Source organism: Pseudomonas fluorescens (assembly GCF_030344995.1).
Classification (GTDB): Bacteria; Pseudomonadota; Gammaproteobacteria; order Pseudomonadales; family Pseudomonadaceae; genus Aquipseudomonas; species Aquipseudomonas fluorescens_BF.
In genome coordinates this window covers 2,258,224-2,284,950 of sequence record NZ_CP128260.1, presented here as the reverse complement: position 1 = coordinate 2,284,950, position 26,727 = coordinate 2,258,224, and the positions used below count along the sequence as shown (strand labels likewise).

The window sequence follows — 26,727 nt, the reverse complement described above, 5'->3', positions numbered from 1 at the left end:
GGAGATCGCGAATATGTTGCGCATTCTGCTGATCAACGACACCGCGAAAAAAGTCGGACGCCTGAAAGCCGCGCTGACCGAGGCCGGTTTCGAGGTGATCGACGAGTCGGGCCTGACCATCGACCTGCCGGCGCGCGTCGAAACGGTGCGTCCGGACGTAATCCTGATCGATACCGAGTCACCGAGCCGCGATGTGATGGAGCAAGTGGTGCTGGTCAGCCGCGACCAGCCCCGGCCGATCGTGATGTTCACCGACGAGCATGACCCCGGCGTCATGCGTCAGGCGATCAAGTCCGGGGTCAGTGCCTACATCGTTGAAGGCATTCACGCACAACGCTTGCAGCCGATTCTCGACGTGGCCATGGCCCGCTTCGAAAGCGACCAGGCCTTGCGCGCCCAGCTACAGGCCCGCGACCAGCAACTGGCCGAGCGCAAGCGCATCGAACTGGCCAAAGGTCTGCTGATGAAAATGAAGGACTGCAACGAAGAAGAGGCCTACACCCTGATGCGCCGCCAGGCCATGAGCCGCCAGCAGAAACTGATTCAGGTGGCGGAGCAGATCATTGCGATGAGCGAGTTGCTTGGCTGAAAAGCCCCTCACCCTAACCCTCTCCCCGAGGGAGAGGGGACTGATCGGGGGATATTCGAGAGATACGCCGACGTGAACGATCGGCTTTGAATCCATAATCGACTGAGTTTTTCAGGTCGATGTATGACGCAAGACACTGCGGTCTGTCCCCTCTCCCTCCGGGCGGTCCGACGTTTCGGGAGGGCTAGGGTGAGGGGCTTTTGACTTTGACCCTTCAGGCGTGAGCCTGCTCGGAAATGGCCGCACCTCGCTTTCAGACTGTTGGCACAAATCTCGCTAAGCATTCAGCACAGGTAACCAACGGCGGTTGCCCCACCTACGACAAAGACGTCGCTCACCTTCTTCGCCCATTTCGGCGATCCGGGTAGCGGCGTTTTTGCGTTTTGGCCCCACAGCCCGGGGCCGGTGGTGCGGCCGTGGCGGCGCCCCACTGTGCGTGTTCTGACTCCTTCTCGAGATTCTCTACAGCTGAGGTGCGCGATGAATAAAAGCTTCTGGAAATCCGGCCACACCCCGACCCTGTTCGCGGCCTTCCTGTATTTCGACCTGAGCTTCATGGTCTGGTACCTGCTCGGCCCGCTGGCGGTGCAGATTGCCGCCGACCTGCACTTGACCACCCAGCAGCGCGGTCTCGTGGTCGCCACGCCGATTCTGGCCGGCGCGGTGCTGCGCTTTGCGATGGGCATGCTCGCCGATCGCCTGTCGCCGAAAACCGCCGGGCTGATTGGACAGGTGATCGTGATCTGCGCACTGTTCGGTGCCTGGAAACTGGGCATCCACAGTTACGAACAGGCCTTGCTGCTTGGCCTGTTCCTCGGCATGGCCGGCGCCTCGTTCGCCGTGGCCCTGCCGCTGGCCTCGCAGTGGTATCCGCCGGAGCATCAGGGCAAGGCGATGGGCATTGCCGGGGCCGGCAATTCCGGGACCGTGTTCGCGGCGCTGATCGCGCCGGTACTGGCGGCGGCGTTCGGCTGGAGCAATGTGTTCGGTTTCGCCCTGATTCCGCTGATCCTGACCCTGGTGCTGTTCGCCTGGCTGGCGAAGAACGCGCCGGAGCGGCCGAAAGCCAAGTCCATGGCCGACTACTTCAAGGCCCTGGGTGATCGCGACAGCTGGTGGTTCATGTTTTTTTACAGCGTGACCTTCGGCGGCTTCATCGGCCTGGCCAGCGCCCTGCCCGGTTACTTCAACGATCAATATGGCCTGAGCCCGGTGACCGCCGGTTATTACACCGCGGCCTGCGTGTTCGGTGGCAGCCTGATGCGTCCCCTCGGTGGCGCGCTGGCTGATCGTTTCGGCGGGATTCGTACGCTGTTGGCGATGTACACGGTGGCCGCAGTCTGCATCGCAGCGGTCGGCTTCAACCTGCCAAGTTCCTACGCGGCGCTGGCTCTTTTCGTCTGCACCATGCTCGGTCTCGGCGCGGGTAATGGCGCAGTGTTCCAACTGGTGCCGCAGCGTTTCCGTCGCGAAATCGGCGTGATGACCGGACTGATCGGCATGGCTGGCGGCATCGGCGGTTTTGCCTTGGCGGCAGGCATGGGCGCGATCAAACAGAGCACCGGCAGCTATCAACTGGCGCTGTGGTTGTTCGCCAGCCTTGGCGTGCTGGCGTGGTTCGGTCTGCACGGGGTCAAACGTCGCTGGAGAACCACCTGGGGTTCGGCGGCCGTGACCGCTGCCCGGGTCTGAGGCTCGAATGGCTCTGCAACTGAGCTTCGCCGAAGCCAGCGCCACCGGCCCCCGCGCGGAAAACCAGGACGCCTTGCGCCTGGTGACCCCGGCCCCGGCGCTGGCGGCCAGCAAAGGGTTTCTGTTCGCCATCGCCGATGGCGTCAGCCAGTGCGCCGATGGCGGTCTGGCTGCGCGTTCGACCCTGCAGGCGCTGGCACTGGATTACTACGCCACCCCGGAAACCTGGAGCGTGGCCCAGGCCCTCGATCGCCTGCTGCTCGCACAAAACCGCTGGTTGCAGGCCAACGGTGGCGGCCAGCCGCTGCTCACCACGGTCAGCGCGCTGGTGATGCGCGGCCGGCGGTTTACCCTGGCGCACGTCGGTGATTGCCGGGTCTATCGCTGGCACGCCGAGACCTTGCAACGGATCAGCGAGGATCACGTCTGGGATCAACCGGGCATGCAGCATGTGCTCAAGCGCGCACTGGGGCTGGATCAGCATCTGGTGCTGGACTTTCTCGATGGCGAACTGCGTGACGGCGAATGTTTCGTGCTGCTCAGCGATGGCGTGTGGGCGGCGCTCGGCGATACCACCATCGCCGGGGTTCTGCGCGATCAACCGGACCTGCACAGTGCTGCGCAAACGTTGGTCAATGCCGCGCATCTGGCTGGCAGCCAAGACAATGCCAGCGCGCTTCTGGTGCGGGTGGATGCGGTCGGCGAGGCCAGCCTCGGCGATGCGCTGATTCATTTGCAGCAGTGGCCGCTGCCCCCGCCGCTGAAACCGGGTCAGGCATTCGAAGGCTGGCAGGTGCAAGGGATCGTCGGTCAGAGCCAGCAATCACTGCTGTATCGCGTGCTCGATGGTCAGGGCCAAGCCTGGCTTTTGAAAACGTTGCCTGTACAACTGGCAGACGATGCCCACGCCGGTCAGGCCTTGCTGGCGGAGGAATGGTTTCTCAAACGCGTCGCCGGGCGGCACTTCCCTGAAGTCCATAGCGCCGGTCAGCGTCAGCACTTGTACTACGTGATGCGTGAATATTCGGGGACGACCCTGGCTCATCTGTTCGAACAAAGCGGCCCGCTGCCACTGGCTCAGTGGCAGGATCTGGCCGAACGCCTGCTGCGGGCTGTCGGCCTGCTGCATCGACGGCAAATCCTGCACCGCGACATAAAACCGGAAAACCTGCACCTGGGGGACGACGGCGAGTTGCGCCTGCTGGATTTCGGTCTGGCGTATTGCCCCGGCCTGTCGCAGGACGCACCGTCGACCTTGCCCGGAACCCCGAGTTACATCGCGCCGGAAGCCTTTCAAGGCGCAGCACCCAGCGCACAACAGGATCTGTATGCGGTGGGCGTGACCTTGTATTTCCTGCTCACCGGGCACTTTCCCTACGGCGAGATCGAAGCCTTCCAGCGCCCGCGTTTCGGGGTGCCGGTGAGTGCCGGTCGCTATCGCCCGGATCTGCCGGAGTGGCTGGCGCAGTGCCTGGAACGCGGTGTGGCGGCCGAACCCTTGCAACGCTATGAAACCGCCGAGGAATGGTTGCTGATTCTGGAGCAAGGTGAACGCCGCAGCCTGAATGTACGCCCTCGACCGTTGCTGGAGCGTGAGCCGTTGAAAGTCTGGCGGACGTTGGCGTTGCTGGCGCTGCTGGGCAATCTGGTGCTGCTGTTTCTGTTGTTTCATGGCTGACGCGGCGCTCCATTAACGGGCGTGCCGCTTCCATTCAGTGCAAAAACCATAATGAACATCTGGCCAATTCCAGCATTACCCCAGTGAATTCGCGGCTCACCGCGACTTGGCACAACCGCTGCATTAACGTTTTCAACTGACATAAAGCCCGACCTTCAACGACGAAGGCCAGGCTTCCCGAGAGAACGGGACAAGGACAAAGGCGTCCTCGCTAGGTAACTGGCGGGACGCCTTTTTTGTTTGCGCCATTTTTGTCGAGCAAGGCCTGACTGCCCACAAGAGGCAAGCCCGATGCTCCCGGAGAACCTGATGAAAAAACTCAAACTGGTGATGATCGGTAATGGCATGGCCGGGGTTCGCACCCTGGAAGAACTGCTCAAGCTGAGCAACGAGCTGTACGACATCACGGTCTTCGGCGCCGAACCGCACACCAACTACAACCGCATCCTCCTGTCGCCGGTACTGGCCGGTGAACAGACCTTCGAAGAGATCGTGCTCAACGACCTCGACTGGTACCTGGAAAACAACATCAAGTTGCTGCTCAATCGCAAAGTGGTGGAGATCGACCGGGTCAAGCGTCGGGTGATCGCCGAAGACGGCACCGAGGCCGAATACGATCGCCTGCTGATCGCCACCGGCTCGACCCCGTTCATCCTGCCGATCCCCGGCAACAGCTTGCAGGGCGTGATCGGTTACCGCGACATCGCTGACACCCAGGCGATGATCGACACCGCAAAAACTCACAAGCACGCCGTGGTGATCGGCGGCGGCCTGCTGGGTCTCGAAGCCGCAAACGGCCTGATGCTGCGCGGCATGCACGTCACCGTGGTGCACCTGGGTGAATGGCTGCTGGAGCGGCAACTGGACAAGACCAGCGGCCAGCTCCTGCAAACAGCCCTCGAGTCCCGTGGACTGCACTTTCGCCTGTGCGAACAGACCCATTCCCTGCACGACGCCGGCAATGGTCGCGTCGGCTCGGTGCAATTCAAGAACGGCGACATCATTCCTGCCGATCTCGTCGTCATGGCCGCCGGCATTCGCCCCAACACCGAACTCGCGGAAAAGGCCGGCATCCCGTGCAATCGCGGGATCCTGGTCAACGACACCCTGCAAACCTACGACCCGCGCATCTATGCCATCGGCGAATGCGCCAGCCACCGTGGCATCGCCTACGGCCTGGTGGCGCCGCTGTTCGAACAGGCCAAGGTCTGCGCCAACCACCTGGCCCAATTGGGTTTTGCCCGTTATCAGGGCTCGGTGACGTCGACCAAACTGAAGGTCACCGGCATCGACCTGTTTTCCGCCGGCGACTTCATGGGCGGCGAAGGCACCGAGACCATCACCCTCTCCGACCCGATCGGCGGGGTGTACAAAAAACTGGTGATCAAGGATGACGTGCTGGTCGGTGCCTGTCTGTACGGCGATACGGCAGATGGCGGTTGGTATTTCCGACAGATTCGTGAGAATCACGCCATCGGCGAGATCCGCGATCATCTGATGTTTGGTGAAAACGCCCTCGGCGACGTAGGACATCAAGGCCAGGACAAAGCCATGAGCATGGCCGACAACGCCGAAGTTTGCGGCTGCAACGGTGTGTGCAAGGGCACCATCGTCAAGGCGATTCAGGAACACGGGCTGTTCAGCGTCGACGAGGTGAAGAAACACACCAAGGCCGCCAGCTCCTGCGGCTCCTGCGCCGGGCTGGTCGAGCAGATCCTGATCAACACCGTCGGCGGTGCGGCGGACGTCAAACCGAAAAGCGAAAAAGCCATCTGCGGTTGTAGCGATCTCAACCACGGCCAGATCCGCCAGGCCATTCGCGAGCAGCACTTGCTGACCATCGCCGGCACCATGAGCTACCTCAACTGGCGCACTCCGAACGGTTGCGCCACTTGCCGCCCGGCCCTCAACTACTACCTGATTTCCACCTGGCCCGGCGAGGCCAAGGACGATCCGCAGTCGCGCCTGATCAACGAGCGGGCCCACGCCAACATCCAGAAGGACGGCACCTACTCGGTGGTGCCACGGATGTGGGGCGGCGTGACCAACCCGTCGGAACTGCGGCGAATCGCCGACGTGGCGGACAAATATCAGGTGCCGATGGTCAAGGTCACCGGCGGCCAGCGCATCGACCTTTTGGGGATCAAGAAGCAAGACCTGCCCGGCGTGTGGAAAGACCTCGACATGCCGTCCGGCCACGCCTACGGCAAATCGATCCGCACGGTGAAAACCTGCGTCGGCAGCGAGTTCTGCCGCTTCGGCACGCAGAACTCGACTCAGTTGGGCATCGACCTCGAACACGACCTGTTCAACATGTGGTCGCCGCACAAAGTGAAACTGGCGGTCTCCGGATGCCCACGCAACTGTTCGGAAGCGGGGATCAAGGACGTAGGAATCATCGGCGTCGATTCCGGCTGGGAGATGTACATCGGTGGCAACGGCGGGATCAAGACCGAAGTCGCCGAGTTCTTCGTCAAGCTCAAGACCGCCGAGGAAGTGCGCGAATACAACGGCGCGTTCCTGCAGCTGTACCGCGAAGAAGCCTTCTACCTCGAACGCACCGTGCATTACCTGCAACGGGTCGGCATGGAGCACATCAAGAAAGCCGTGCTGGAAGATCCCGAGCGCCGCAAGGCCCTGAACGAGCGCCTGCAATTCTCCCTGTCGTTCGAACAGGACCCGTGGAAAGAACGCCTCACCCAGCCGCAATTGAAGAAAGAGTTCGACGTAATCCCCGTGAAAAACCTGGAGGTGCCGGCATGAACTGGCTCGATATCTGTGCCCTGGAAGAGATCAACGCCCTCGGTTCGCGGATCATCGCCGGCCCCAAAGGTGACATTGCGATCTTTCGCACGAGCGACGACGAAGTTTTCGCACTCGATGACCGCTGCCCGCACAAGGGCGGCCCGTTGTCCCAAGGCCTGATCTACGGCAAGCGCGTGGCCTGCCCGCTGCACAACTGGCAGATCGACCTGCAATCCGGCGAAGCCCAGGCACCGGACGTCGGCTGCGCGCACCATCACCCGGCCCGGGTCGAGAACGGCCGCGTGCAACTGGCCCTGCGGGACGCCGTCTGATGAACCGCCAGACGACCGCCTCGACCTGCTGCTACTGCGGGGTCGGCTGCGGCGTACTGATCGAGCATGACGGCGAGCGCATCCTCGGTGTCAGCGGTGATCCGGCGCATCCGGCCAACTTCGGCAAACTGTGCAGCAAAGGCTCGACCCTGCACCTGACCGGCGATCTGGCGGCCCGAGCGTTGTATCCGGAATTGCGCCTGGGCAAAGGCCTGACGCGCAATCGTTGCGACTGGGATATCGCACTGGAGCACGCCGCCAATGTGTTCGCTGACACCATCGCCGAACACGGCCCGGACAGCGTGGCGTTCTACATCTCCGGGCAGTTGCTGACCGAGGATTACTACGCCTTCAATAAACTGGCGCGGGCGCTGGTCGGCACCAACAACATCGACAGCAATTCACGGCTGTGCATGTCTTCGGCGGTGGTCGGCTACAAACGCAGCCTCGGCGCCGACGCACCACCGTGCAGCTACGAAGACCTGGAGTTGAGCGATTGCGTGATGATCGTCGGCAGTAACATGGCCTACGCCCACCCGGTACTGTTTCGCCGTCTCGAAGAGGCAAAATCCCGCCGTCCGCAAATGAAAGTCGTCGTCATTGATCCACGGCGCACCGACAGCTGCGATCTGGCGGACCTGCATCTGGCGATTCTGCCGGGCACCGATGTCGCCTTGTTCCATGGGATTTTGCATCTGCTGTTGTGGGAAGACTGGATCGACCGCGACTTCATCAAGGCGCACACCGACGGCCTCGCCGAGCTGAAAAGTCTGGTGCGCGATTACACCCCGGCCATGGTGTCGCAGCTGTGCGGAATCAGTGTCGAGCAGTTGCAGCAATGCGCCGAATGGATCGGCACCGCGCCGAGTTTTCTGTCGCTGTGGTGTATGGGCCTGAACCAGTCCACCGCTGGCAGCGCGAAGAACAGCGCGCTGATCAATCTCCATCTGGCCACCGGGCAGATCGGCCGGCCGGGGGCAGGACCTTTCTCCCTGACCGGTCAGCCGAATGCCATGGGCGGGCGGGAAACCGGCAGTCTCTCCAACCTGTTGCCAGGCCATCGTGAAGTGGCCAATCCGGAGCACCGCGCCGAAGTGGCGGCGTATTGGGGTGTGGATAAGCTGCCGGAAAACACCGGGCTCAGCGCCATCGAACTGTTTGAACAAGTGCGCAGCGGCCAGATCAAGGCGTTGTGGATTGCCTGCACCAACCCCGCACAATCGATGCCGGACCAGAACGCCGTGCGCGCCGCGCTGGAAGCTTGTCCGTTCGTGGTGTTGCAGGAAGCGTTTCGCACCACTGAAACCGCGGCATTTGCCGACCTGCTGTTACCAGCGGCCAGTTGGGGCGAGAAGGAAGGCTCGGTGACCAACTCCGAACGGCGGATTTCCCACGTTCGCAAAGCCATTGCCGCACCGGGTGAAGCGCGCCCGGATTGGGCGATCACGGTAGATTTCGCACAACGTCTGGAGAAACGTCTGCGCCCGCAACAACCGGGTCTGTTTGCCTTCGAGCAATCGGCGCAGCTGTTTGACGAGTACAAACAACTGACCCGGGGGCGCGATCTGGATTTGTCCGGGATCAGCCACGGATTGATTGATGAGCTCGGGCCACAGCAATGGCCCTTCCCTGCTGGCGCCCGCCAGGGAACAGCCCGGCTGTATGGCGACGGAGTCTTTCCTACGGCCAGCGGGCGCGCGCAGTTCGTTGCCGATCCCTATCGCGCCGCCAAGGAACAACGCGACGCACGCTTTCCCCTGACCCTGATCACCGGCCGCCTGCGTGATCAATGGCACGGTATGAGCCGCACCGGCACGGCCGCGCAGTTGTTCGGTCATGTCAGCGAAGCGGTGTTGAGCCTGCATCCGGACGAATTGCGCCGCCACCGCTTGCAGCCGGGTGATCTGGTGAACCTGAAAAGTCGTCGGGGCGCGGTGATCGTGGCAGTCGCCAGCGATGACAGCGTGCGTCCGGGCCAGGCGTTTCTGCCAATGCATTGGGGCGATCGTTTCCTCAAGGGCGGCGTGAACAGCCTGACCCTGCCCGCCTTCGATCCTTTGTCGAAACAACCGGAACTCAAGCACAGCGGCGTACGGCTGGAACCGGTGGAGTTGCCATGGCAACTGTTCGCACTGATCGAGGGCGATGTACAACGGCATTTCGAGGCACTTCGACCGCTCTGTGAGGCGTTTTCCTACGCAAGTATCAGCCTTGTCGGACGTGAACGGCCTGCGTTGCTGATACGCACAGCCAGCGCCGCCGCACCCGATCCGCAGTTGCTGCGTGAAATCGACCAGTGCCTGGCCCTGATCGACGGGCCGGTGCTGGCTTATGACGACCCACGCCGTGCCATCGGCAAGCGGGTGCGCATCGAAAACGGGCGAATCACTGCAATCCGTCTGGCCGGCGAAACCCTTGCCCAGCACTGGTTGCAAGGCCTGTGGATGGAGGGGCGCGCCGACGAACAACTGCGGCGCTGGCTGCTGGCGCCGATGAGTGCACCGCCGGGTAATGTCGGCGCGCAGGTTATGGCGGACAAGACCCTGTGCAACTGCAAGAACGTCAGCCACAGCGCGGTCTGCGCCGGGATTCGTGAAGGCCTGGATCTGCAAGGTTTGAAAAACAAGTTGGGGTGCGGCACGCAATGCGGTTCCTGCGTCCCGGAAATCAAGCGTTTGCTGGCTGCCGAAGTGCGGCCGGTCGCCGTCATCTGAAGAGGAAAACACCATGAACGCGAAAGTCTGGCTGGTGGGCGCGGGTCCGGGTGATCCTGAACTGCTGACGCTCAAAGCGGTGCGTGCCTTGCGCGAAGCGGAGGTGGTGCTGATCGACGATATGGTCAATGACGCGGTACTTGAGCACTGCACTGCTGCGCGGATCATTGCGGTCGGCAAACGCGGCGGCTGTCGCTCGACGCCCCAGGCGTTCATTCATCGGTTGATGCTGCGTTACGCCCGTCAGGGTAAATGCGTGGTACGGCTCAAGGGCGGCGATCCGTGCATTTTCGGGCGTGGAGGTGAGGAAGCGCAGTGGTTGCGCGAGCGCGGGGTCGAGGTGGAGCTGGTCAATGGCATCACCGCCGGACTGGCGGGCGCGACCCAATGTGATATTCCGCTGACGTTGCGCGGCGTGGCCAGGGGCGTGACGCTGGTCACCGCTCATACCCAGGACGACAGCCAGTTGAACTGGCGGGCGCTGGCGCAAGGCGGAACGACGCTGGTGATCTACATGGGGGTGGCGAAGCTCGGGGAGATTCGCGAGCAGCTGCTGGCGGGCGGTATGGCGGCGGATACTCCGGTGGCGATGATCGAGAATGCTTCATTGCCAGAGCAACGCGAATGCCGAAGTGATCTGACGGCCATGGAGGACGATGCCCTTGGTTTCCGGCTCAAGAGTCCTGCGATTCTGGTCATAGGCGCCGTCGCAGCGGCTGTGAACCAGGTCGATTCGAGTGACTGGGCAGCCGATCGCCTGGCCTGACAATCCCCCGGTTTAACCAAATCGCAGGCAAAGAAAAGCCCGGCATAAGCCGGGCTTTTCTCGGAGCGGCAGCTAATTACTTAGCTTGAGCTTCAACCTGCGCTTCTACGCGACGGTTAACAGCACGGCCAGCTTCAGTTTTGTTGTCAGCAACTGGGCGGGATTCGCCGTAGCCGATCGACTGAACGCGGGACGATTCAACACCGTACTGGTTGGTCAGAACTTGCTTAACGGCGTTTGCACGACGCTCGGACAGTTTCTGGTTGTAAGCGTCAGGACCGACGGAGTCAGTGTGACCTTCAACAGTAGTGGTGGTGGATGGGTACTGCTTCATGAAGTCAGCCAGGTTTTTGATGTCGCCGTAGCTGTTTGGCTTCACAACCGACTTGTCGAAGTCGAACTTGACGTCCAGCTCAACACGAACAACTTCAGCAACTGCCGGGCAGCCATCAGCGTCAACAGTTACGTTGGCTGGGGTGTCTGGGCACTTGTCAACGTTGTCGCAAACGCCGTCGTTGTCGCTGTCGGAGCAGACTTCAGCCGGAGCTGGAACTGGAGCAGCAGCTGGCTTGGAGCCGCCACCGAAGTTCACACCGATACCGACGCTAGGAGCCCACTCGGTGTCGCCCTGGTCGATGTTGTACTGAGCTTCAACGCCAGCACGGGCGTAGAAGTTGTCGGTGAAGTACAGCTTGGCACCAGCGCCCAGGTTGGCGAAGGTGGAACGGTTACGACCGTTCGAGCCGTTCTGGTCGATGCTCTGGTCGGAGAAACCGGCCGAGACGTATGGACGCAGCATGTCGCCTGGGTTGTTGAAGTGGTACAGAGCGTCCAGAGCGGTGTTAGCGCCTTTGACGTTCTTGCCATCGTCTGCACGCACGTTGTGCACTTCGTCGTAGCCCAGACGCAGTTCAACGTCGTCGGTCAGGAAGTAACCGATCGAGCCGCCGAACAGGTTGCCGTTGTTCTTGAAGTTACGAGCGCTGTCGAATTGTTCTTTCTTTGCGAAGCCTTCGATTTCAACTGCGCCTTGGCCTTGTGCCAGAGCGCCGAAAGAAGTGGCGGCAATCAAAGAACCAATGGCCAAGCCCAAGGTGTTTTTCAGTTTCATCCGTTAAATCCCCATCTGGTGATTGTGAAGCAGTCCCGCAAACCGGGGGACAACTCGGCGGCAAGTCTATCAGAACTTGCCTACACGTAAGAGATATTTGCGCCGAACTAAGTTTCAGCAATGCCTGCAAATTTCTCACGCAATTTATCAAGAGCGCGTTTGTAACGCATTTTTGTCGCACTCAAACCCATGTGCATGATGTCTGCGATCTCCTGGAACTCCAGCTCTGCGACAAATCGTAGCACCAGAATTTCCCGGTCGATCGGGTTCACATACACCAGCCAGCGATCCAGTCCGCCCTTCTCCTCGGGTTTCGGCGCCTTTTCTTCGGACGCTTCCTCGAGGGGGTCAAGACTCAGCGCGTCCATCAAGCGACGCTTTCGCCGTTCCTTCCGATACTGTGTGATGCATTCGTTGTAAGTGATGCTATATAGCCATGTCTTGAACTTCGATTTCCCCTCGAAGTTCTTCAGGCCGTACAGCACCTTCAACATCACTTCCTGACAGACATCGTCTGCGTCGCGATCGTTCCCGAGATAACGCGCACAAACGTTAAATAATGTCCGCTGGTAACGCCGCATCAGTTCTTCATACGCGCGCGTCACGTGAAAAAGCTCGGTATGCGAGCGCGCGACCAACTCCTCATCAGAGAGCTCGCGGGGGTCGTAGCGCGTGGATAGCGTTTGGGCTTTATTCAAAACAAGTCGTGCCGACAGTCAGGTCAATGTCCACCGCAGCCAGCAACAGCTGGCATTTTGCGGCGGCATACATTAGCAGGGTTTGCCGGGTTAGCGGCTACTCACATGCTGCTCCAGCAGGATCCGATTGGAGAGAGAGACTAGCTCACCCTCATCGGTCAGCAATGTGGTCTTAACCGTGCCGATCTCTTCGATCTGGCCTTCGACCTCGCCAATACGCACTTGTTGCCCAACCTGATACAACTCACGCACATAGATTCCCGCAAGAATCTGACCGGCAATTTCCCGGCTTCCCAAACCCATGGCCAGCGCAACCGCCAGACCAACGGTAATCAATACGATGACGATCACATGGTTCAGCAGGTCAGTCTTGACCTCCAGCTGACTGATAGCGACCGAAATGCTGATGATGATCACCAGGCCCTGGGCAATTCGTCCAAGTCCTGAAGCGTAGTCCAGGCCTACGCCTTCTGCCGCCCCGCGAACCAGGCCGTTGGCCAGTTGCGCCAGCAGGACACCCACGAGCAGCACCAGCGCGGCACCGAACACTTTCGGCAGATACAACGCCAGCATGTCAAGCGTAGCTGAAACTCGCTCAAGTCCAAGGGATTCTGCTGCCGAAACCAGAAAAATCAGCAGAACGAACCAATAGACGATCTTGCCGATCAGGGTCGAGATCGGTACTTGCAGCCCCGCGCGGGACATCAATTTTGTCAGGCCGGTGCCGCCCATCAGGCGATCGAGGCCCAGTTTGGCCAGCAATTTGGACAGCAAGGTGTCCAGCAGCTTGGCCACGACAAAACCCAACAGCAGCACAACCAGTGCGCCGAACAGGTTCGGAATGAAATTAGCGACTTTGGTCCACAACGCAGTCATTGCAGTGACGAGGCTCTGAGTCCAGAGATCAAGTTCCATATTCAATCAGCCTTATCAGCAGTGCGAGCGGTAGGTTTACGGAGACGGGAGACCGGCGCGACATGGGCCGAGCCGTTATTCAGGGCGATCATCAGCGCGGGCAGCCAGCGGCCCAGCAGGCTGAACAGATCGCCGGCGCCCACCTGCCGGTTGGCGGTTTTGAGTACGCGGCCCAGACAGGCATCGTCGTCGCGGCTGGACGGCGAGGCGTTGAGCATGTCGCGCAAAGACTGTTCAAACGGATCGTGCATACGCACCTCTCGTGATGTCTGTGAAAGACGCGGGCAAATTTGGTCGGGTCACATGGCGCATCGTCATACCCAGCGCAAACGGCGGAACAACCACCATTGCCCGAACGCCAGGGCGAGCACCGTCAGGCAGGCAATCAGGAAACCATAAGGGCTGCTCGAGAACGGAATGCCGCCGACATTTATACCCAGCAGACCGGTCAGAAAACTCATTGGCAAAAAGATGCAGGTGATGATCCCGAAGCGATACATCGTGCGATTCATGCGCACGCTCAAGCGCCGGTCTTCGGCCTCCAGCACAAGCCCCACGCGCTCTCTGGTCAATTCGAGCTCTTCGAGATAACGGGTCAGGCTGTTGTTCAATTCGTTCCAGTAGTCGGCATCGTCATCGACGAACCACGGCAGTTTTATCCGCGTCAGCTGTCCGAAAATATCCCGCTGCGGTGCCAGAAAACGCTTCAGTCCGGCAGCCCGGCGACGGATGTGCAAAATGGCGCCATGCTCGGGGGTATACCGTTCGTCGGCATCCAGTTTTTCTTCCTCTTCATCGACCACTTCGGAGAGGCAAGTCACCAGATCCTGCACCTTGTTGGTGAGGAACTGCGCCAGATAAAGCATCAGTTCGGACGAAGTTTTCGGCCCTTTGCCCTCGCCCAGCATCACCAGCAACTCATCGGTGGCGCGCAATGGACGCAGGCGCAGGGAAATCACCCGCTGGGCCGAGGCGAAAATCCGCACCGACACCATGTCTTCCGGCTCGGCGCCCGGGTTGAGATTGACCCCGCGCAAAAACAGCAGCAGCTCGGAGTCCGGCAACGGCAACAAACGTGGACGGGTGTTTTCTTCCAGCAGCAGATCGCAAGTGAACTCGTTGAGCCCACTGGATTTGCGCAGCCAGGTCTGGGTCTGCGGGTGGCTGCGATCCCAATGCAGCCACAGGCTTTCATGAGTCTGCAGCTGCAGATCATCGAGATCAGTCCGGGCTATCGAACGCGCACCGCCTTTACCGTCCAGCACCAGGGCATGCACCAGCCCCCATTGCGCGTTTTCTTCCTCGAACATCCTCACCCCTGTGGTTACCGCGATTTATTCAGGCATTTTCAGCGGACTTGGCGAGATGATCACGCCATTGTTGTCCGCATAGATGTACTGGCCGGGATGGAAAGTGACACCCGCAAACGTCACCGGCACGTTGAGATCGCCGATACCGCGCTTGTCGGTTTTCATCGGGTGGCTGGCCAGGGCCTGCACGCCAAGATCGGTCTGGGCGATGACGTCCACATCACGGATGCAGCCGTAAATGACCAGCCCTTCCCAACCGTTTTTCGAGGCTTTCTCGGCGAGCATGTCGCCCAGCAACGCACGGCGCAGGGAACCGCCACCATCGACGACCAGAACCTTGCCACTACCCTTGAGCTCGACCTGTTCCTTGACCAGCGAGTTGTCTTCGAAGCACTTGATGGTCACGATCTCGCCGCCGAACGAATCACGGCCGCCGAAATTGCTGAACATCGGGTCCAGCACCTGGACCAGCTCCGGATAGGCGTCGCACAGGTCAGGCGTAAGGTAATGGTTCATCGAATAACTCCTGTAACAAGGAAGACGATCAAGGATGTCGCACTCTTTTGAAACGAGTTCCGGCGGTCGCTGTTTACCTTAGCCCATGTCATGGTCGCTGAACGAACCTGAACACAAGCTGAAACGTAATAGCGAAACAGTCACTAAATATGACCAGAACCGTCCAATGCGTCATATCTTAGCCGCAAGCCGACTCGAACGAAATGCCCTTTTCAGGGCCCCTCTTTCAGACCGCTGCCGCCAGATCCGGCTTCTCGCCGAGCAATGGCGTGTGCTGATCCGCCAGCCAACGCGCCACCAGCGGCCAGACCTCGGCCTGCGCCGCCTTGCTGACCAGCATCTCGACATGCCCGAACTGATCGTTGAAACCCTGCTCACGGCCCAGGTTGATGAATTGCTTGTGCTCGGAGCCGATCTGTTCGAACAGCTTCTGGCACGCCCAGGCCGGATCCTGATGATCCCCCGCCGCACTCACCGCCAGCACCGGCACCTGCACATCGGCAAGGCCCGCCCACCAATCCTTGTCCTTGTCGCCGAAACGGCCGAACAGCCCGTACCAGCGCATGCTTTCCAGCGCCAGGCCGATCGGCTCATCCTCGGGGCCGCGCTTGAGCCGCGAGCCGGACAACTGGGCAAAACGCTTGAGAATGAAGCGCCCGCTCCACTCCACCGGCGGAATCTTCAGCGGCCAGTACGTACGGCTGACCTGCGTGCCGAAAAACGCCGCCGACGCCACCGCAGGCTCGCCGAGGTATTCGCCGCCCAGTGCGGCGGCCAACGTGATGCCACCCAGCGAGTGGCCGATCCAGTGCGGAATCTGCCCACTCTGCTCACGCACGAACGCGGCGATGGCCGGCAGATCGTAACGGGCATAGTCAGCGACGCGGTTGCGGCGGTAGTCCTCGTTGCGCTGGGACAATCCGTGACCGCGCATTTCCGGAATCCACACATCGAAGCCCAGACGCGTCAGATACGCGCCCAGACCCAGGCCCTTCGGCGAGAACCAGAAGCGTCGGTTGGAAAAACTGCCGTGCAGCAAGATCACCGGCACGCCGCGCGACGCCGGCTCATCGGCCATGCCGAGACGGGTCACTGCGATTTCCACGGACCAGTCAGGGCTGTTGCCCGGTTTCAAACGGTAAACGTCTTCGCTCAGATCACCGCGTCGTTCGGCGCTGATCAGGGCGACAGGAAATAGGTTGCTGCTGCTTTGCATAATGCTCTTGCACAAAAAAGGGCGGCATCCGGAGAGCTCGCCCTACTTCAATCTTAAAGCCCCGACCCGGTTCAACGGGCCGGGGCTTCATTCACGGCTTATTCCGCCGCCTGGCCTTCGGCAAGGAAGAACCAGGTTTCCAGCACGGTGTCCGGGTTCAGCGACACGCTTTCGATGCCCTGCTCCATCAGCCACTTGGCGAGGTCCGGGTGGTCCGAAGGGCCCTGACCGCAGATGCCGATGTACTTGCCAGCCTTGTTGCACGCGGCAATCGCATTGGCCAGCAGTTTCTTGACTGCTGGATTACGCTCGTCGAACAGGTGCGCGATGATCCCGGAGTCACGGTCCAGGCCCAGTGTCAGCTGAGTCAGGTCGTTGGAACCGATCGAGAAACCGTCGAAGAATTCGAGGAATTCTTCAGCCAGAATCGCGTTGGACGGCAGTTCGCACATCATGATCACGCGCAGACCGTTGTCGCCACGGGCCAGGCCGTTTTCGGCGAGCAGATCCACCACCTGGCTGGCTTCGCCGAGGGTACGGACGAATGGCACCATGATTTCGACGTTGGTCAGGCCCATCTCGTTGCGCACGCGTTTCAGCGCACGGCACTCGAGTTCGAAGCAGTCACGGAACGATTCGCTGATGTAACGCGAAGCGCCACGGAAGCCCAGCATCGGGTTTTCTTCTTCCGGCTCGTACAGCTTGCCGCCGATCAGGTTGGCGTATTCGTTGGACTTGAAGTCCGACAGACGCACGATGACCTTCTTCGGTGCGAACGCAGCGGCCAGGGTGCTGATGCCTTCAACCAGTTTCTCGACATAGAAGCCGACCGGATCGTCGTAACCGGCGATGCGCTTGTCGACGCTTTCCTTGATGTCCTGTGGCAGGCCGTCGTAGTTCAACAGCGCTTTCGGGTGCACGCCGATCATGCGGTTGATGATGAATTCCAGACGGGCCAGGCCCACACCGGCGTTCGGCAGCTGCGCGAAGTCGAAGGCGCGGTCCGGGTTGCCGACGTTCATCATGATCTTGAACGGCAGCTCCGGCATGGCGTCCACGGAGTTCTTCTTGATGTCGAAGCCCAGTTCGCCTTCGAAGATGTAACCGGTGTCGCCTTCGGCGCAGGACACGGTCACGCCCTGACCATCCTTCAGCAATTGGGTGGCATTGCCGCAACCGACGACTGCCGGAATACCCAATTCACGGGCGATGATCGCCGCGTGGCAGGTACGGCCGCCACGGTTGGTGACGATGGCGCTGGCGCGCTTCATCACCGGTTCCCAGTCCGGGTCGGTCATGTCGGAAACCAGTACATCGCCCGGCTGGACCTTGTCCATCTCGGAGACGTCCTTGATGATCCGCACCTTGCCGGCGCCGATGCGCTGGCCGATGGCACGACCTTCCACCAGTACGGTGCCGGTTTCTTTCAACAGGTAACGTTCCATGACGTTGGCCTGGGTACGGCTTTTCACGGTTTCCGGACGGGCCTGCACGATGTACAGCTTGCCGTCGTCACCGTCCTTGGCCCACTCGATGTCCATCGGGCAGCCATAGTGCTTCTCGATGATCATCGCCTGTTTGGCCAGCTCGCTGACTTCAGCGTCGGTCAGGCAGAAACGCGCGCGGTCGGCCTTGTCGACATCAACGGTTTTCACGGAACGACCGGCCTTGGCCTCGTCGCCGTAGATCATCTTGATGGCCTTGCTGCCCAGGTTGCGGCGCAGGATCGCCGGGCGACCGGCTGCCAGCGTGCCCTTGTGGACATAGAATTCGTCCGGGTTCACCGCGCCTTGTACGACGGTTTCGCCCAGGCCGTAGGCGCCGGTGATGAACACCACGTCACGGAAGCCGGATTCGGTATCGAGGGTGAACATCACGCCGGCGGTGCCGGTTTCCGAACGCACCATGCGCTGCACGCCGGCCGACAGGGCGACCAGTTTGTGGTCGAAGCCCTGGTGCACGCGGTAGGAAATGGCACGGTCGTTGAACAGGGAAGCGAACACTTCCTTGGCCGCGCGGATGACGTTTTCCACGCCACGGATGTTCAGGAAGGTTTCCTGCTGACCGGCGAACGAAGCGTCCGGCAAGTCTTCGGCGGTGGCGGAGGAACGCACGGCCACAGCCACATCAGGGTTACCGGCCGACAGCGCGGCGAACGCAGTACGGATCTCGGTGTTCAGTTTTTCAGGGAATTCGGCTTCCATGATCCATTGGCGGATCTGGGCGCCGGTCTTGGCCAGGGCATTGACGTCATCGACGTCCAGCGCATCGAGGGCCTTGTGGATCTGATCGTTCAGACCGCTCAGTTCCAGGAAGTCGCGATAGGCTTGCGCCGTGGTGGCGAAGCCGCCGGGGACCGAAACACCGGCACCGGCCAGGTTACTGATCATCTCGCCCAGGGATGCGTTCTTGCCCCCCACATGCTCAACATCGTGTTTGCCGAGCTTATCGAGGGAAACTACGTACTCTACCAAGGTGATCTCTCCACTAACTGTGTTGGAAAAGCTCAGAAACCGGCGGCTCGGGGGAGCGTTGGCCGGCTGTATGGCCTGGACCTGGAAAATAAGTGAGAATGCGGGCCAATGGCGGCCGGCAAATCGCGCCTATCATATCCAGAAATACTCATTAGCTTAAGGCCCAAGGTGCAAATGAAACGATCTGCTTTCTTTATCTCCGATGGCACCGGCATCACCGCCGAAACCCTGGGTCAAAGCCTTCTGGCGCAGTTCGAAAACATTACCTTCAGCAAATTCACGCGGCCATACATCGACAGCGTTGAAAAAGCGCGGGCCATGGTACAACAAATCAACAAAGCCGCTGAAACCGACGGTTTCCGGCCGATCATCTTCGACACCATCGTCAATCAGGACATTCGTGAGATTCTCGCAACCTCCAATGGTTTCATGATCGACATCTTCTCGACGTTCCTCGCCCCTCTCGAGCAGGAACTGACCGAGCATTCTTCCTACACCGTCGGCAAGTCACACTCCATCGGTCACAACTCCAATTACATGGAGCGGATCGAGGCGGTGAACTTCGCCCTCGACAACGACGACGGCGCCCGCACGCACTATTACGACAAGGCCGACCTGATACTAGTGGGCGTGTCGCGTTGTGGTAAGACGCCGACGTGCCTGTACATGGCGATGCAGTTCGGCATCCGCGCGGCCAACTACCCGCTGACCGAAGACGACATGGAACGCCTGCAACTGCCGGCCGCCCTGCGCGCCCACCAGCACAAGCTGTTCGGCCTGACCATCGACCCGGACCGCCTTACCGCGATCCGCAACGAACGCAAGCCCAACAGCCGTTATTCGAGCTACGCCCAGTGCGAGTTCGAAGTACGCGAGGTGGAAAACCTGTTCCGCCGCGAGAACATCCCGAACATCAACTCCACGCATTTCTCCGTTGAAGAAATCTCCGCGAAGATCCTCGTGGAAAAAGGTGTGGAGCGGCGTTTCAAATAGCGCAGCGGTGTCTGATCTGACGCCTTCGCGGGCAAGCCCGGCTCCCACAGGTGTCGTGGCGTTTGCAAAAATTGCATCCGACACAAAACCCTGTGGGAGCCGGGCTTGCCCGCGAAGAACGATAACGCTGTCCCTCAGATAACAAACAAATCGACAAACCGGTTCACCGGCGTGGCTTCAAGCCGCGCCTGATCCTTGCACAGCGCAACAATCTCCCCGCTGCGCTGCCCGGTGAACCGGGTCGCCAGATTTGCCCGGAACTTGTCCTCCAGCAATGGAATGCCCTCGGCGCGACGCCGGCGATGCCCGATCGGGTATACCACCACCACGTTTTCCGTGCTCGAACCGTCCTTGAAAAACACCTGCACCGCGTTGGCAATCGAGCGCTTGTCGGCCTCCAGGTATTCGCGGGTGAAACGCGGATCCTCGACGATGACCATTTTCTCGCGCAGCACATCGATGACCGGATGGGCCTTGTGGAAATCATCCTCGTACTGCTCGGCCACCAGATTGCCGAACGCCAGCGGCACGGCGGTCATGTACTGGAGGCAATGATCGCGATCGGCGGCGTTGGCCAGCGGCCCGACCTTGGAAATGATGCGGATCGCCGATTCGTGGGTGGTGATGACGATCCGGTCGATTTCATGCAGACGATTGCGCACTTGCGGGTGCAGGGTCACGGCCGCTTCGCAGGCGGTTTGCGCGTGGAATTCGGCGGGAAAACTGATCTTGAACAGCACGTTTTCCATCACATAACTGCCGAACGGCCGCGAGAAACTGAAGGCGCGTTTGTCTTCGGGTTTGAGCGCCAGATCGTTGTTGGTGTGACTGAACAAAACGTCGTAAAAGCCCCATTGTCTGGCACTCAAGACGCCGGGAATCCCCATTTCGCCGCGCATCGCGATATCCGCCAGCCGCACGCCCCGGCTCGATGCATCCCCCGCCGCCCAGGATTTTCGCGAGCCGGCGTTCGGCGCATGGCGGTACGTGCGCAACGCCTGACCGTCGGCAAACGCGTGGGACAACGCCGATAACAGCTGCTCACGATTGGCGCCCATCAGTTTGGCGGTCACGGCGGTCGAGGCGACTTTCACCAGAATGACGTGGTCGAGGCCTACGCGATTGAACGAGTTTTCCAGTGCGATCACGCCTTGAATCTCATGGGCCATGACCATGGCTTCGAGTACATCACGCACGGTCAGCGGCGCTTCACCATTGGCCAGACGCTTTTGCGACAGGTGATCGGCCACCGCGAGAATCCCGCCGAGGTTGTCCGACGGATGCCCCCATTCGGCGGCGAGCCAGGTGTCGTTGTAATCGAGCCAGCGCACGATGCAGCCAATGTCCCACGCGGCTTTGACCGGGTCGAGGCGATAGGACGTGCCGGGGACACGAGCGCCGAATGGGACGACGGTGCCCTCTACAGTCGGGCCAAGATGCTTGGTGCATTCGGGGAAACGTAGGGCCAGCAGGCCGCAGCCCAAGGTGTCCATCAGGCAGTTGCGGGCGGTGTCGAGGGCTTCGGTGGATTCGATTTTGTAGGTGAGAACGTAATCGGCGATGTCCTGCAGGACATGGTCGTAGTCGGGGCGGTTGTTCAGGTCGACGTTGGCGCTCATTGCGGTTCTCCTTGGTGGGGAATGATGAGTGGGGAGGTCTTCCTCAGGGGCTGGTTGGTTTTTTTGTTTGGAGCAGATCTTGGGTGTCTGCATTGGGGTGTTTCGTCAGTTGGATTGTTGCCCTCACCCTAGCCCTCTCCCGGAGGGAGAGGGGACCGAATGGGGAATATTCAAGCGTTACGCCGACCTGAAAGCTCTTCTGTGAATCCATAATCGCCAAGATGCTTCAGGTCGCAGGACATCTAATTACAACCCGGTCGGCCCCCTCTCCCTCCGGGAGAGGGCTGGGGTGAGGGCATCGATTCTGGATCAGAAGCAATCTTCGGGCACGCGCACATAACCTTCCATTAAAACGCGCGCACTACGGCTCATGATCGCCTTCTTCACGATCCACTCACCGTTTTCCAGCCTGGCCTCAGCCCCGACACGCAAAGTCCCGGACGGATGTCCGAACCGCACCGCATTACGCTCAACGCCACCCGCCGCCAGATTCACCAAGGTGCCGGAAATCGCCGCCGCCGTGCCAATCGCCACCGCCGCCGTCCCCATCATCGCGTGGTGCAACTTGCCCATCGACAGTGCACGCACCAACAAATCCACATCCCCGGCGCCGATCGCCTTGCCACTGGACGCGACGTAATCCGCAGGCTTGGCAACAAACGCAACCTTCGGCGTGTGCTGACGTTTGGCCGCTTCATCCAGACTGGAAATCAGCCCCATGCGCAAAGCGCCGTAGGCACGAATGGTCTCAAACATCTGCAACGCTTTCGGATCGCTGTTGATCGCGCTTTGCAATTCGGTCCCGGTGTAACCAATGTCTTCGGCGTTGACGAAGATCGTCGGGATACCCGCGTTGATCATGGTCGCCTTGAACGTGCCGACGCCCGGCACTTCCAGCTCATCGATCAGGTTGCCGGTGGGGAACATCGAGCCACCGCCGCCCTCTTCTTCCGCCGCCGGGTCCATGAATTCGACCTGGACCTCAGCGGCCGGGAAAGTCACGCCGTCGAGTTCGAAGTCACCGGTTTCCTGGACTTCGCCGTTGGTGATCGGAACGTGGGCGATGATGGTCTTGCCGATGTTGGCCTGCCACACGCGAACCACCGCCACGCCGTTGTGCGGAATGCGGCTGGCGTCTACCAGACCGTTGCTGATGGCGAACGAACCGACCGCTGCGGACAGGTTGCCGCAGTTGCCGCTCCAGTCCACGAACGGCTTGTCGATGGACACTTGACCGAACAGGTAATCGACGTCGTGATCGGCCTTGATGCTTTTCGACAGGATCACGGTTTTGCTGGTGCTCGATGTGGCGCCGCCCATGCCGTCGATCTGCTTGTCGTACGGGTCGGGGCTGCCGATCACTCGCAGCAGCAAGGCATCGCGGGTCGGGCCGGGGATCTGCGCCGCCTCAGGCAGGTCGGTGAGGCTGAAAAACACGCCTTTGCTGGTGCCGCCGCGCATGTACGTGGCGGGGATTTTGATCTGTGGTGCGTGAGCCATGGATGCTCCTTTAAAGGGGCCAAAGGACTCATCATCCTTTGGCCCCTTAAGATGATTTAAACGGCAACCGCCGACTCTTCGAGGAAGTCCTGAGCGAAGCGCTGCAACACTCCGCCGGCCTCGTAGATCGACACTTCTTCGGCGGTGTCGAGGCGGCAGGTCACCGGCACGTCGACGCGTTCGCCGTTCTTGCGATGGATCACCAGCGTCAGGTCGGCGCGCGGCGTGCGCTCTCCGATCACGTCGTAGGTCTCGCTGCCGTCGATGCCCAATGTCTTGCGGTCGGTGCCCGGTTTGAATTCCAGCGGCAGCACACCCATGCCCACCAAATTGGTGCGGTGAATGCGCTCGAAACCTTCGGCGGCAATCGCTTCCACACCCGCCAGTCGCACACCTTTGGCCGCCCAGTCCCGGGACGAACCCTGGCCGTAGTCGGCGCCGGCGATGATGATCAGCGGCTGCTTGCGTTCCATGTAGGTTTCGATGGCTTCCCACATGCGCATCACTTGGCCTTCCGGCTCCACACGGGCCAGCGAGCCCTGCTTGACCTTGCCGTTTTCCACGACCATTTCGTTGAACAGTTTCGGGTTGGCAAACGTCGCGCGCTGCGCGGTCAAGTGGTCGCCACGGTGGGTCGCGTAGGAGTTGAAGTCCTCTTCCGGCAGGCCCATTTTCGCCAGGTATTCGCCGGCGGCGCTGTCGAGCATGATCGCGTTCGACGGCGACAGGTGATCGGTGGTGATGTTGTCCGGCAGCACCGCCAGCGGGCGCATGCCCTTGAGCGGCCGTGCCCCGGCCAGCGCGCCTTCCCAGTACGGCGGACGGCGGATGTAGGTGCTCATTTCGCGCCAGTCGTACAGCGGCGTGACTTTCGGGCCGGTGTCTTCATGGATGGCGAACATCGGGATGTAGACCTGACGGAACTGCTCCGGCTTCACTGACGACTTCACCACCGCGTCGATTTCTTCGTCGCTCGGCCAGATGTCTTTCAGGCGGATTTCCTTGCCGTCGACCACGCCCAACACGTCTTTTTCGATATCGAAGCGGATGGTGCCGGCAATCGCGTAGGCCACCACCAGCGGCGGCGAAGCGAGGAATGCCTGCTTGGCGTAAGGGTGAATCCGGCCGTCGAAGTTGCGGTTGCCGGACAGCACAGCAGTCGCGTACAGATCGCGGTTGATGATCTCTTGCTGGATCACCGGATCCAGCGCCCCGGACATGCCGTTGCAGGTGGTGCAGGCGAAGGCGACGACGCCGAAACCAAGCTGCTCCAGCTCCGTGGTCAGCCCCGCTTCGTCGAGGTACAGCGCCACGGTTTTCGAGCCCGGCGCCAGCGACGACTTGACCCAAGGTTTGCGAGTCAGGCCGAGCTTGTTGGCATTGCGCGCCAGCAGGCCGGCGGCGATCACGTTGCGCGGGTTGCTGGTGTTGGTGCAACTGGTGATGGCGGCGATGATCACCGCGCCGTCAGGCATTTGCCCCGGCACGTCTTCCCACTGGCCGGCGATGCCTTTGGCCGCCAGATCCGACACCGCCACACGGGCGTGCGGGTTGCTCGGGCCGGCCATGTTGCGCACCACCGAAGACAGATCGAAGGTCAGGCCGCGCTCGTACTGCGCGCCTTTCAGGCTGTCGGCCCACAGGCCGATCTGCCTGGCGTATTGTTCGACCAGTTGCACTTGCTGGTCTTCGCGACCGGTGAGTTTCAGGTAATCGATGGTCTGCTGGTCGATGTAGAACATCGCGGCCGTGGCGCCGTATTCCGGGGCCATGTTGGAGATGGTTGCGCGGTCGCCGAGGGTCAGCGCCGAAGCACCTTCGCCGAAGAATTCCAACCATGCGCCGACCACTTTCTGCTTGCGCAGGTATTCGGTCAGCGCCAGTACCATATCGGTGGCGGTGATGCCCGGTTGCAGCTTGCCGGTCAGTTCGACGCCGACGCTTTCCGGCAGGCGCATCCACGACGCGCGGCCAAGCATCACGCTCTCGGCTTCAAGCCCACCGACACCGATGGCGATCACGCCCAGCGCATCGACGTGCGGGGTGTGGCTGTCGGTGCCGACGCAGGTATCCGGGAATGCCACGCCGTCGCGCACCTGGATCACCGGAGACATTTTCTCCAGGTTGATCTGGTGCATGATGCCGTTGCCCGGTGGGATCACGTCGACGTTCTTGAACGCCTTCTTGGTCCAGTTGATGAAGTGGAAACGGTCTTCGTTGCGACGGTCTTCAATGGCGCGGTTCTTCTCGAACGCCTGGGCGTCAAAACCGCCCGCCTCCACCGCCAGCGAGTGGTCGACGATCAGTTGCGTCGGCACCACCGGGTTGACCTGCGCCGGGTCGCCGCCCTGTTGGGCAATCGCGTCGCGCAGGCCGGCCAGATCCACCAGCGCGGTCTGGCCGAGAATGTCGTGGCACACAACGCGGGCCGGGAACCACGGGAAGTCGAGGTCGCGCTTGCGCTCGATCAGTTGTTTCAGGGAATCGGTGAGCGTGGCCGGGTCGCAGCGACGCACGAGGTTTTCCGCCAGCACGCGAGAGGTGTACGGCAGGGTGTCGTAGCTGCCGGGCTGGATCGCATCGACAGCCGCGCGGACGTCGAAAAAGTCCAGCGGCGTGCCAGGCAGGTTCTTGCGAAATTCTGTGTTCATCGGTCAGGACTCGGTCACGGTAGTTTCAAAGAGGGGGCGCCTGTGCCGGCGCCCTCCCCGGTCAGCGCTGTTCGATGGGCACGAACTTGCGCTGTTCGACGCCGGTGTACTCGGCGCTTGGACGGATGATGCGGTTGTTGGCGCGCTGTTCGAACACGTGCGCTGCCCAGCCGGTCAGGCGCGAGCAGACGAAGATCGGGGTGAACAGCTTGGTCGGGATGCCCATGAAGTGATACGCCGAGGCATGGTAGAAGTCGGCGTTGGGGAACAGTTTCTTTTGCTCCCACATGGTCTTGTCGATGGCTTCCGAAACGGGGAACAACACTTTGTCGCCCACTTCGTCGGCGAGTTTTTTCGACCAGCCCTTGATCACCTCGTTGCGCGGATCGCTGTCCTTATAGATCGCGTGGCCGAAGCCCATGATCTTGTCCTTGCGCTCCAGCATGCCGAGGGTGCCCTTGATCGCCTCTTCCGGCGACGAGAAGCGCTCGATCATTTCCATCGCCGCTTCGTTGGCGCCACCGTGCAGCGGGCCGCGCAGCGAGCCGATGGCCGCCGTGACGCAGGAATACAGGTCGGAAAGGGTCGAAGCGCACACCCGAGCAGTGAAGGTCGAGGCGTTGAATTCGTGCTCGGCGTAGAGGATCAGCGAGACGTTCATCACTTTGACGTGCAGTTCGCTCGGCTTCTTGTCGTGCAGCAGGTGCAGGAAGTGGCCGCCGATGGACTGCTCGTCGCTCACGCAGTTGATGCGTTTGCCGTCGTGGCTGAAGCGATACCAGTAGCACATGATCGCCGGGAACGCGGCCAGCAGGCGGTCGGTCTTGTCGCGTTGCTCGGAGAAGTCTTTCTCCGGCTCGATGTTGCCCAGGAACGAGCAACCGGTGCGCATCACGTCCATCGGGTGGGCGTCGGCGGGGATGCGTTCCAGCACTTCTTTCAGCGCTTGCGGCAGGTCGCGCAGCTTGCTCAGCTTGCCTTGATACTCGGCGAGCTGTGCCTTGGTCGGCAACTCTCCGTAGAGCAGCAGGTACGCCACTTCTTCAAATTGTGCGTCTGCCGCCAGTTCGCGCACGTCGTAGCCGCGATAGGTCAGCCCGGCACCGGCCTGGCCCACGGTGGACAGTGCGGTTTGCCCGGCAACCTGGCCCCGGAGTCCGGCGCCACTGAGTACTTTTGCTTCGGCCATTGTTGTCTCCAATCTTGAA

The 26,727-nt window shown here is 61.0% G+C and carries 20 protein-coding genes; 8 read left to right on the top strand and 12 right to left on the bottom strand.

Annotated features, from left to right (window positions below):
* The first annotated feature begins 13 nt into the window (after positions 1-13).
* The 7 genes from QR290_RS10465 (at position 14) to cobA (ending at position 10,516) form a co-directional block, all read left to right on the top strand.
* Complete coding sequence (locus QR290_RS10465) at positions 14-589, top strand: ANTAR domain-containing response regulator (protein ID WP_007916390.1); 576 nt, start codon at positions 14-16, stop codon at positions 587-589.
* Positions 590-1,069: 480 nt separating this feature from the next.
* Positions 1,070-2,281: a nitrate/nitrite transporter gene (locus tag QR290_RS10460; RefSeq protein WP_007952035.1), complete on the top strand. Its 1,212-nt coding sequence runs from the start codon at positions 1,070-1,072 to the stop codon at positions 2,279-2,281.
* A 7-nt stretch (positions 2,282-2,288) separates the two neighbouring features.
* Positions 2,289-3,959 (top strand): bifunctional protein-serine/threonine kinase/phosphatase, encoded by a 1,671-nt coding sequence (locus tag QR290_RS10455; protein ID WP_289204838.1) that lies wholly within the window; start codon positions 2,289-2,291, stop codon positions 3,957-3,959.
* A 309-nt stretch (positions 3,960-4,268) separates the two neighbouring features.
* Entirely contained in the window at positions 4,269-6,722 is a 2,454-nt protein-coding gene (gene nirB / locus QR290_RS10450) for a nitrite reductase large subunit NirB (protein WP_289204837.1), read from the top strand.
* The gene (gene nirD, locus QR290_RS10445) at positions 6,719-7,036 is read left to right on the top strand and encodes a nitrite reductase small subunit NirD (RefSeq protein WP_007951992.1); all 318 of its coding nucleotides are present in this window, start codon (positions 6,719-6,721) and stop codon (positions 7,034-7,036) included. Before nirB ends, nirD begins: the two co-directional genes overlap by 4 nt.
* Positions 7,036-9,750 (top strand): nitrate reductase, encoded by a 2,715-nt coding sequence (locus QR290_RS10440; protein ID WP_289204836.1) that lies wholly within the window; start codon positions 7,036-7,038, stop codon positions 9,748-9,750. Before nirD ends, QR290_RS10440 begins: the two co-directional genes overlap by 1 nt.
* A 13-nt stretch (positions 9,751-9,763) precedes the next feature.
* Positions 9,764-10,516 carry a uroporphyrinogen-III C-methyltransferase gene (gene cobA / locus QR290_RS10435; protein ID WP_289204835.1) on the top strand — a complete coding sequence of 251 codons (753 nt, stop codon included), beginning with the start codon at positions 9,764-9,766 and terminating at the stop codon, positions 10,514-10,516.
* A 76-nt stretch (positions 10,517-10,592) separates the two neighbouring features.
* Here the strand turns inward: cobA and QR290_RS10430 are convergent, their stop codons facing one another.
* From QR290_RS10430 to ppsA, 8 genes are all read right to left on the bottom strand, one after another.
* Positions 10,593-11,627, bottom strand: coding sequence for an OmpA family protein (locus tag QR290_RS10430; protein WP_011333252.1), 1,035 nt, complete (start codon positions 11,625-11,627; stop codon positions 10,593-10,595).
* A gap of 107 nt (positions 11,628-11,734) precedes the next feature.
* Positions 11,735-12,325 carry an RNA polymerase sigma factor SigX gene (gene sigX / locus QR290_RS10425; protein ID WP_011333251.1) on the bottom strand — a complete coding sequence of 197 codons (591 nt, stop codon included), beginning with the start codon at positions 12,323-12,325 and terminating at the stop codon, positions 11,735-11,737.
* A gap of 90 nt (positions 12,326-12,415) precedes the next feature.
* Positions 12,416-13,240, bottom strand: coding sequence for a mechanosensitive ion channel family protein (locus QR290_RS10420; protein WP_007951987.1), 825 nt, complete (start codon positions 13,238-13,240; stop codon positions 12,416-12,418).
* A 2-nt stretch (positions 13,241-13,242) separates the two neighbouring features.
* Positions 13,243-13,491 (bottom strand): hypothetical protein, encoded by a 249-nt coding sequence (locus QR290_RS10415; protein ID WP_007951986.1) that lies wholly within the window; start codon positions 13,489-13,491, stop codon positions 13,243-13,245.
* 63 nt (positions 13,492-13,554) lie between these two features.
* Positions 13,555-14,550, bottom strand: coding sequence for a zinc transporter ZntB (locus QR290_RS10410; protein ID WP_115077134.1), 996 nt, complete (start codon positions 14,548-14,550; stop codon positions 13,555-13,557).
* A 24-nt stretch (positions 14,551-14,574) separates the two neighbouring features.
* A complete protein-coding gene (gene rraA, locus QR290_RS10405) occupies positions 14,575-15,066 on the bottom strand; it encodes a ribonuclease E activity regulator RraA (protein ID WP_115077133.1) in 492 nt (163 codons plus the stop codon).
* A gap of 226 nt (positions 15,067-15,292) precedes the next feature.
* Positions 15,293-16,282: an alpha/beta fold hydrolase gene (locus tag QR290_RS10400; RefSeq protein WP_007951983.1), complete on the bottom strand. Its 990-nt coding sequence runs from the start codon at positions 16,280-16,282 to the stop codon at positions 15,293-15,295.
* Positions 16,283-16,380: 98 nt separating this feature from the next.
* Entirely contained in the window at positions 16,381-18,756 is a 2,376-nt protein-coding gene (gene ppsA, locus QR290_RS10395) for a phosphoenolpyruvate synthase (RefSeq protein WP_289204834.1), read from the bottom strand.
* A gap of 174 nt (positions 18,757-18,930) precedes the next feature.
* Here ppsA and ppsR point away from each other — a divergent pair, with 174 nt between their 5' ends.
* Positions 18,931-19,749 (top strand): posphoenolpyruvate synthetase regulatory kinase/phosphorylase PpsR, encoded by an 819-nt coding sequence (gene ppsR / locus QR290_RS10390; protein WP_007951980.1) that lies wholly within the window; start codon positions 18,931-18,933, stop codon positions 19,747-19,749.
* A 134-nt stretch (positions 19,750-19,883) separates the two neighbouring features.
* On the opposite strand, the gene prpD is transcribed toward ppsR, so the two are convergent.
* The 4 genes from prpD to prpC all read right to left on the bottom strand — a co-directional run bounded on the left by prpD (position 19,884) and on the right by prpC (position 26,708).
* A complete protein-coding gene (gene prpD / locus QR290_RS10385; protein WP_289204833.1) occupies positions 19,884-21,368 on the bottom strand; it encodes a 2-methylcitrate dehydratase in 1,485 nt (494 codons plus the stop codon).
* Between the two features lie 309 nt (positions 21,369-21,677).
* A complete protein-coding gene (gene prpF, locus QR290_RS10380; protein WP_289204832.1) occupies positions 21,678-22,868 on the bottom strand; it encodes a 2-methylaconitate cis-trans isomerase PrpF in 1,191 nt (396 codons plus the stop codon).
* A 56-nt stretch (positions 22,869-22,924) separates the two neighbouring features.
* Complete coding sequence (gene acnD / locus QR290_RS10375; protein ID WP_289204831.1) at positions 22,925-25,519, bottom strand: Fe/S-dependent 2-methylisocitrate dehydratase AcnD; 2,595 nt, start codon at positions 25,517-25,519, stop codon at positions 22,925-22,927.
* A 61-nt stretch (positions 25,520-25,580) separates the two neighbouring features.
* Positions 25,581-26,708 carry a bifunctional 2-methylcitrate synthase/citrate synthase gene (prpC, locus tag QR290_RS10370; protein ID WP_289204830.1) on the bottom strand — a complete coding sequence of 376 codons (1,128 nt, stop codon included), beginning with the start codon at positions 26,706-26,708 and terminating at the stop codon, positions 25,581-25,583.
* Positions 26,709-26,727 lie beyond the last annotated feature (19 nt).

Coding starts and splice junctions, on each gene's coding strand:
- ppsR (WP_007951980.1), top strand. CDS start 18,931: ATGAAACGATCTGCTTTCTTTATCTCCGATGGCACCGGCATCACCGCC.
- QR290_RS10420 (WP_007951987.1), bottom strand. CDS start 13,240: ATGGAACTTGATCTCTGGACTCAGAGCCTCGTCACTGCAATGACTGCG.
- QR290_RS10440 (WP_289204836.1), top strand. CDS start 7,036: ATGAACCGCCAGACGACCGCCTCGACCTGCTGCTACTGCGGGGTCGGC.
- prpD (WP_289204833.1), bottom strand. CDS start 21,368: ATGAGCGCCAACGTCGACCTGAACAACCGCCCCGACTACGACCATGTC.
- QR290_RS10460 (WP_007952035.1), top strand. CDS start 1,070: ATGAATAAAAGCTTCTGGAAATCCGGCCACACCCCGACCCTGTTCGCG.
- prpF (WP_289204832.1), bottom strand. CDS start 22,868: ATGGCTCACGCACCACAGATCAAAATCCCCGCCACGTACATGCGCGGC.
- cobA (WP_289204835.1), top strand. CDS start 9,764: ATGAACGCGAAAGTCTGGCTGGTGGGCGCGGGTCCGGGTGATCCTGAA.
- rraA (WP_115077133.1), bottom strand. CDS start 15,066: ATGAACCATTACCTTACGCCTGACCTGTGCGACGCCTATCCGGAGCTG.
- acnD (WP_289204831.1), bottom strand. CDS start 25,519: ATGAACACAGAATTTCGCAAGAACCTGCCTGGCACGCCGCTGGACTTT.
- QR290_RS10430 (WP_011333252.1), bottom strand. CDS start 11,627: ATGAAACTGAAAAACACCTTGGGCTTGGCCATTGGTTCTTTGATTGCC.
- QR290_RS10455 (WP_289204838.1), top strand. CDS start 2,289: ATGGCTCTGCAACTGAGCTTCGCCGAAGCCAGCGCCACCGGCCCCCGC.
- QR290_RS10400 (WP_007951983.1), bottom strand. CDS start 16,282: ATGCAAAGCAGCAGCAACCTATTTCCTGTCGCCCTGATCAGCGCCGAA.
- nirD (WP_007951992.1), top strand. CDS start 6,719: ATGAACTGGCTCGATATCTGTGCCCTGGAAGAGATCAACGCCCTCGGT.
- QR290_RS10410 (WP_115077134.1), bottom strand. CDS start 14,550: ATGTTCGAGGAAGAAAACGCGCAATGGGGGCTGGTGCATGCCCTGGTG.
- nirB (WP_289204837.1), top strand. CDS start 4,269: ATGAAAAAACTCAAACTGGTGATGATCGGTAATGGCATGGCCGGGGTT.
- QR290_RS10465 (WP_007916390.1), top strand. CDS start 14: ATGTTGCGCATTCTGCTGATCAACGACACCGCGAAAAAAGTCGGACGC.
- prpC (WP_289204830.1), bottom strand. CDS start 26,708: ATGGCCGAAGCAAAAGTACTCAGTGGCGCCGGACTCCGGGGCCAGGTT.
- QR290_RS10415 (WP_007951986.1), bottom strand. CDS start 13,491: ATGCACGATCCGTTTGAACAGTCTTTGCGCGACATGCTCAACGCCTCG.